This window comes from Campylobacter concisus (genome assembly GCF_902460575.1).
Lineage (GTDB): Bacteria > Campylobacterota > Campylobacteria > Campylobacterales > Campylobacteraceae > Campylobacter_A > Campylobacter_A concisus_AW.
Window position 1 is genome coordinate 1 of the sequence record NZ_CABPUY010000007.1, and the last position, 6,178, is coordinate 6,178.

A 6,178-nucleotide genomic window follows, 5' to 3' on the forward strand; every position below is an offset into this window, starting at 1 on the left:
TAAAGACATTGTTACAATTACATGAAATATAATATCTTCTATTTCGGCATTGTGCCAACCACGAAAATAATATTTACCATAAAAGATACACAAAAAACTTTCTATCGACATTACAATAATTGATATTACTATATAATATTTCAAAGGAATAGAGTAATTCATAATTTTATACCTTAATTGTTTCTGCTGGCATACTATCACCAAAATTTAACCTAGGTTGCTCCATTTATAAAAATATAAATTTAATTATTTCTATTTTTTGCTTTTGCTATTTATGCCATTGATGGTTTCAAAAAAATCCAGTATCTTCTTATTTCTAGCAAAAATAAAACATATTATAGAAAATATAAAGCAAAAACATATATTTTCCATGTTTGGCTCAAGTTTTTGTCTCGCACCATAAACGGATATTCCAAAGGCTAATAAAACACCTTGGATAAACAAAATTATTGAAAAAATATAAAGTACATATTTCATTTATTTTCCATAAAATCTAAAAAGCTTTTAATTCCCACTGGTAATCTTTTTTCCAAAAGTGTTATACCTTTACCATTTGTAACTTTCCTAATTTCCTGCTTTGAGATAGTTATTTTTTGCTACCTTTATTAAATATTAATAAAAACCCACCAATAATTAAAAATCCACTTATTGGTATATATAATAATGGATTTGAAAAATCATGAAAAGCTCCTCTTGCCCAAAATTGTTTAATAAACAATACTTTAAATCCAGCAATAATCATAACCAACGCAAGAAAATTTTTTTCATTAATCATTTGATTTTAACCAATTTGCAAAATCTTTTATATCTTGATTTAACTTATCGTGTCCGTACGCGATACTTATTCCAGCACCAGCATATCCATAGCCACTATAATTTGGAATTCCCGGCAAATAACTTTCAACAAAATTTGGTATCGCATTTGGTTTTTTCAAAACAAAATTCACACCATTATATGCACTATCCCAAACCATACTTTGTGGTTGGTTTTTTAGAATTTGTGGTTTTGTGATTTGTTGTTTGGCATTATTTGCAAATACGAAGTATTGTTCTGTCAAACTACCTTGTTTGCCGATTTGTTGCCATACTGGCGAACCGCTTATATCGGTTACTCCATTCATAGCATATCTAGTTCCATTTGGACTTATTGCAGTTCCTGTTGCAGTATCAAATTTATTCATTTTTTATTCCAAACCATATTTAAAAAAATATATAAATTACATAAACCTACTATAAAAAAACTAAACTAACAATAATTGCATAATCGCCTAGATATAATGGGTCATAATAATGAAAAGTAAATTTTTTTGTCATATATATTCTAATACTTCCGATAATAAAAACTATGCCACACAATAAAGCTATAAATTTATTCATTTGATTTACTTTCTAATAGCGGATTTATAATGTATTCTTTAATTCCAAATCCAATGCTTTGCAATCCAGTTTCTGGCGGATTTGGCGATACTGCACCATTTACAATATCAACTCTACTATATCCTATAATCCAAGTTTTAGGATTTATCACAACATTCCCCACTCTATAATACATATCACTTATTGGATTTACACTAGGTTTCATAAATTCGGTTAAATTTGAATTTGTTATGATTTTCGTATTTGTGTTTTGTAAAGCATTTTTACCTATTGGGCTTGTAAATTTAATAGTAGAAGTTTGTGTTACGAATACCACCAAAAATATAAATAAAATTATTAAACTTATAAATTTAATCATTTTTGTTGCCTTTTATCTATTTCCAAATTTTCTAATTCGCTTGGAAATTGCTTATAATATTTCTCAATTTCTATTGTATCAATATTGCACTTAGGACATTTGCCTTTGATTGTATCACTATAATTGTAGCTCTTTTTACATTTAGGGCATTTTGTGAATTCAGGGTATTTTATTTTGTATTTTGTTCCTAAAAATATAAAAATAAATCCTATGATAACATAGATAATTGTGGCATCGCGATTTGGTATAATTGTTCCGTTAAATTTATCAGGTATTTCTATACCAAAATACGCACAAATACCTATAAAAATAAAAAATAAACCCACGAATTTTATCATTTAAAATTCTCATTTTTAAAATCAATAATACTATTTTTTACGACATCGTAAGAATTTTTAAAATTTTCTATTGTTGTATCATAATTAATGCCCATATTTGTTAAGGCACCTACACCACCCCAAAAAACATAATCAGGTGTTCCAGGTATAAAATAACCATTTATAAAGTCTGTAATTTTTGTGGAATTCCTAATCGCAAAATTTGTTCCATTATAATACATATTACTTATCGGATTTATACTAGGTGTCATAATATCTTTAAGACTTGAATTTGTAATAACTTTTGTTCCAGTTCTTTGTAGAGCATTTTTTCCTATCATATATAGTCCATCTGCTGTAGATACATAGTGATTTCCTTTTAGAGCATAGCTTCCTTTATTGTATCCTATTTCTCGCAATATAGGCGAATTTGTCAAAGTGTCAGTTCCTACTTGAATGAAATTTTTATTTTCTATTGAAATAATTCCATTTGTTTTATTATACATAGCATTTTTTGGCAAATTCTGTGTTATTTTATTTAAAGCGTTTGTTTCTATTTGATTAGCGATTTTAGAAGCTCCATTTACACTAGCTTTACCTACCGCAACCACTCCATCTTTTGCTAACTTGCCTAAACCAACAGCACCTTTTCCAAGACCAACGCCAGCTCCTTTCCCTATTGCTGCTACACCAGTCAAACTAGACGTATCAAATCCTGATATTAATGCTATATCATCGCTTATGCCATTATAGTCATAAACTTTTTCTAAAATCTTTTTATCGTTGTTAAATATATTATAGTACATATTTCTTACGCCACTTACTCCGTTTACTGCTATATCTTTTGCTAAAGATATAGCACCGTCACGCAAGCTAGAGGCGGTAAAAGTCTGATCTTTATACCAGTTTTGCAAGTTACTTGGTATTTTATCTGCATTAGATGCCAAGTTTAATATACTATTTTTAACTGTTTCTAGTGGCAAAGAGTCTATATTTGGATGAATATATTTATTGTAAAAATCTATATTATTAATGGCTACATCTAAATTTAATCTATTATTTCTATTATCAAATTTATCAACTACAAATAGACCATCCTTGTTGTCAGATTTTGTCAAAAACTCTTTTGCTAAGGTATCATCTTTATTAAACATCAAAGACCAAACATTATCACTTTGCTTTAGTGCTTGCACTGAAAGTCTTGAAATGGCTTCATCTTGAGAAATGTCTATACCTATTCTCTCTCTAATGAAGTTGGCAAAATTATTGCCATTAGCCTTTAGCCAGTCTATTTCTGGCTGACTAAATTGTCTATTATCCCCCTTACTCTTATCTAAGCCATTAAACATATAAGAATTTAAAAGAAGGGTGTTTAAGCTACTTTGATTTTTAATATACTTTATCGCTGCATCTTTGGTATCGATGCCACTATCTTGTAAATTTAGAGCTTTGTTTAGATAGTCGCTAAAGCTATCTTCTTTTAGTTTTGCATATCTATCTTGCTTACTATCTCCTGGTATAAATTTGCCAGCTTTATAATCCATAGCATGTTTTAACTCATGACCTAGAGTGCTCACAAACTGATCAACATTTTTGATGTGAGCTAAATTTAGTATTATTGAGCCACTATTAAAATATCCTAGAAATTTTTCATCGTCTTTTCCTTTTGCGAATTTATCATCAATTATTCTTAAAGATATGCCATCTAGATCAAGACCTGACATACTTGCAAATAGCTGTATAAATTTATTTCCTAAGGCCTCTTTTTCTTCTATGGTAACACTATCATCCGTTAGTTTTTGAGCCAGCTCTTTGCCTAATAGTTTTCCAGCTTCATACTGTGCAACATTTTCTTTTACTTCACTGTTAAAGTTAAACTCGCCTATTTCTATAATGGCATTTAGTGCTTTTGTTATGGCAGTAGCTGTATTAAACTCATCCTTGATATCCTTTTGCCCACTCTTAGTTAGCACTCTTAAATCCATACTACCATCTACATTTGAGCTTATGCTAGTGTTTACTAGATCTTTTGTTAGTTTAGTTGTATCTCTATTTAGTCTTGTTAGATCATCAGAGTTCTCTTTATCAGCTATCTCTATGTTACCACTACCTAGAGTTGCTAGGTTTTTAGATAGTGTGTAGCTTAAATTTCTATGGTTAGATAGATCTATTGATTTAAGACCTGTAAATTTATCTTCTTGATTATTATTTGATTTGCTATCTTTATTGTTTTTATCTTCTAGGATATAGTTAGCTCCTATACTAAAGTTTGTTCCTTTAGCATAGCTTGTATTTGATAGGTTCTCATAGCTTAGGGTATTTGTTTTTAAATTTAGGTTATGGTTATCTATAAAGGTATTATCTTTATCATACTCTCCTGCTGCTAGTAGTGATCCTTTTAGATGAGTGTTTTTGGCTACCTCTACGTTTAGCTCATTTGCTGTTATAGATGAGAGAATAGTTTGTTTAGTTATTGTATTTGAGCTTGATCTAGAGAAATTTGCATTGGTGCTAGTTGCTTTTGTGCTAGATGGATTAGCAAAGCTTGAGTTTGGTGATTTATCACTACTAAATCCTATACCAACACCTACACTATATCCTCTTTCGTTGTATGCGTATTTGTCTCTTACACTCTCTAAGTTTAGGTTATTTCCTACTTTTAAATTTAATCTCTCATCAGCTCTTAAATTTGCTCCCTTGATAGTTGCGTCATTAGCTGTGTTTATATTCATATCTTTAGCTGAGTAAAGATGAGAGTTATTGTTTGTTAGGCTCTCTGTGTCACTACTACTAGTAGAGTAGTTTAGGCCAGCACTTCCGCCGCCGCCACCATACATAGTATATCTCATGGTTCCACCTATGCTTTTGTCTTTACTTTCTGATGTATAGGTGTTTTTGCTAGAGTTTATATTTAAGTTGTTTGTGCTTATATCTATTAGATTATTGGCACTTAAATTTGAACCAGTGATAGTTGTATCATTTGGAGTTTGTATCTTGATGTTATTTGCACTTAAATTTGACCGATTAGAGACTACTTCATTTGAGTTTGATTTTGATTTGTGACCATTTACACTAGCTGCTACTCCTACACTAAAGCCAAATGTATACCAGTTAGATGCTGCCTTTGCAGCTGCTGCTACTTGAGCTATAAGTGCTAGGCTCTTAGCTTCTACGTTTGCCATAGCTAAGGCTATATTTGCCTTATAGTATCTCTCTTCGTCATTAACATTTTCAAGGATATCTGATAGATCTTCTATATCTGAGCCATCTATGCCAGGAGTTTTGCTTTTATAGGCTTGCTTTAGCTCATGTAGTTTATCTTTTAGATCATCTCTAGTGTGTTTATAGCTATCATACTCTTTTTTTACCTTTTTAAGCTGCTTTATAGCTTCTATCAAAGCAAGACTAGCTGGAGCCACCTCTACGTATTCGTTTTGGGCAGTGATAGAAAGAGCTGCTTTTGCTTGTTTTAGTGTTTTTGATATATCAGTAGTGTCAGTGCTATTTAATATATCGATATTTGCATTTTTACTTATTAGATTTATATCTTCTTTAGCGATTAGGTTTGAACCTTTTATGGTGGTTTTTTGTAAGTTTATATTATTATTTTTTAGATACTGACCAAATTTAAATTTAATTTATAGAACTTAAGAATTTGGCAATAATGAAGCGTGAGGTATTGTTTTGGATAAAACTAATGTTATCACAATAAGTAAATTTGTTGGTTTATTTAGTTTTGTTAATAGTCTCTTTGTGATTACACAATAATTATTCTTGGTTCATCAAAAGAAACAATTTCTATGAAATTTTCACTTGTTACTATTAGATAGCTTCTTATTGCATCAATCCAAGTATCTGGTATTTTATCTCTCCCACTATTTACAACATCGATTAAAAAATCAGAATTTTTCATAGTCCAAAATGAACTTTTATGTAAATCGTCACAATTGTATGTAGCATAAAAATCTTTACTAACTCTATAAGAACAAAAATCATCAAAAATTAATTTAACAAACTCATTATTATTATATAATTTTAATGTTATTTCTAGAATTTCACTATGGACTATATCGTCAAAATAATTATTTATTATGTGGTATTGTATTACTTGGTTATTTTTTATTGG

The 6,178-nt window shown here is 29.8% G+C and carries 7 protein-coding genes; all 7 read right to left on the minus strand.

Translation table 11 applies throughout. The features are described 5' to 3' along the window. Positions 1 to 252: 252 nt before the first annotated feature. A complete protein-coding gene (locus F3G76_RS10250) occupies positions 253 to 477 on the minus strand; it encodes a hypothetical protein (protein ID WP_103653536.1) in 225 nt (74 codons plus the stop codon). Positions 478 to 586: 109 nt separating this feature from the next. Then, positions 587 to 775 carry a hypothetical protein gene (locus F3G76_RS10255; protein WP_035142560.1) on the minus strand — a complete coding sequence of 63 codons (189 nt, stop codon included), beginning with the start codon at positions 773 to 775 and terminating at the stop codon, positions 587 to 589. Further along, entirely contained in the window at positions 768 to 1,181 is a 414-nt protein-coding gene (locus F3G76_RS10260) for a hypothetical protein (RefSeq protein ID WP_103639633.1), read from the minus strand. The genes F3G76_RS10255 and F3G76_RS10260 overlap by 8 nt, the downstream gene beginning before the upstream one ends. Before the next feature lie 188 nt (positions 1,182 to 1,369). Beyond that, positions 1,370 to 1,735, minus strand: coding sequence for a hypothetical protein (locus tag F3G76_RS10265; RefSeq protein WP_012001144.1), 366 nt, complete (start codon positions 1,733 to 1,735; stop codon positions 1,370 to 1,372). Beyond that, complete coding sequence (locus F3G76_RS10270) at positions 1,732 to 2,073, minus strand: hypothetical protein (RefSeq protein ID WP_048809729.1); 342 nt, start codon at positions 2,071 to 2,073, stop codon at positions 1,732 to 1,734. The genes F3G76_RS10265 and F3G76_RS10270 overlap by 4 nt, the downstream gene beginning before the upstream one ends. Beyond that, positions 2,070 to 5,471 (minus strand): hemagglutinin repeat-containing protein, encoded by a 3,402-nt coding sequence (locus F3G76_RS10275; protein WP_149706664.1) that lies wholly within the window; start codon positions 5,469 to 5,471, stop codon positions 2,070 to 2,072. The genes F3G76_RS10270 and F3G76_RS10275 overlap by 4 nt, the downstream gene beginning before the upstream one ends. A 338-nt stretch (positions 5,472 to 5,809) precedes the next feature. Then, on the minus strand, positions 5,810 to 6,178 hold a 369-nt coding region (locus tag F3G76_RS10630), incomplete at its 5' end, for a hypothetical protein (RefSeq protein ID WP_223227468.1).

What these genes read in the sequence shown, in the direction of transcription:
- F3G76_RS10250 (WP_103653536.1), bottom strand. Translation starts at nt 477, where the DNA reads ATGAAATATGTACTTTATATTTTTTCAATAATTTTGTTTATCCAAGGT.
- F3G76_RS10255 (WP_035142560.1), bottom strand. Translation starts at nt 775, where the DNA reads ATGATTAATGAAAAAAATTTTCTTGCGTTGGTTATGATTATTGCTGGA.
- F3G76_RS10260 (WP_103639633.1), bottom strand. Translation starts at nt 1,181, where the DNA reads ATGAATAAATTTGATACTGCAACAGGAACTGCAATAAGTCCAAATGGA.
- F3G76_RS10265 (WP_012001144.1), bottom strand. Translation starts at nt 1,735, where the DNA reads ATGATTAAATTTATAAGTTTAATAATTTTATTTATATTTTTGGTGGTA.
- F3G76_RS10270 (WP_048809729.1), bottom strand. Translation starts at nt 2,073, where the DNA reads ATGATAAAATTCGTGGGTTTATTTTTTATTTTTATAGGTATTTGTGCG.